Source organism: Vibrio sp. 2033 (assembly GCF_033339735.1).
This window is the reverse complement of the sequence record NZ_JAWOVC010000416.1, coordinates 1-621: the sequence shown is the minus strand read 5'-3', so window position 1 is coordinate 621 and position 621 is coordinate 1. Positions and strand designations below refer to the sequence as shown.

At 45.9% G+C, this 621-nt stretch carries 1 protein-coding gene; it reads right to left on the bottom strand.

Translation table 11 applies throughout. The features are described 5' to 3' along the window. A partial coding sequence (locus tag R7P74_RS26925; protein ID WP_318123724.1) for a putative PEP-binding protein occupies window positions 1–621 on the bottom strand: 621 nt, incomplete at both ends.

Sequence of the window (621 nt, the reverse complement as noted above, 5' to 3'; positions counted from 1 at the left end):
CAGATACCATGGGTAACAAGATACTTAAATTACCACTTTCAGCACTGGCTCTTAGCATCGCACGCAATTGAATCAAAAAGATATCAGGATGATCTAACGTAAAGCGAATCCCGCGCCAACCTAAAAACGGATTGTCCTCTTCGATTGGCAGGTATGGCAATGGTTTATCACCACCGATGTCTAGAGTACGCATCACCACGCGTTGGCTCGAGTAGCTGTTTAATATTGCTCGATATTGATGATACTGCTCATCTTCCGATGGAAAGTGATGTTGAAGTAAAAATGCAATTTCAGTTCGATATAAACCGACACCATCGACGCCCGTATTAATGGCAATGTTGCTATCGGCACTGAGACCCGCATTCAGCATCACTTCAATGTGCTGGTTATCTAACGTTACGGCAGGTAACGCGAGATCTTTATTGACCATCGCGAAGAGCTCTGACTCTTCACTAACCAAACTGCGATACTCACGCAACAGCTGACGGTTGGGCTCTAGAAAAATCTCGCCCGTATAGCCATCAACGATGCCTAATTTACCGTTAACCACATCCGTATTGATGTTAGCACCCATAACGGCCGGCACACCCAATGCGCGCGAAAGAATTGCAGCGTGTGAGT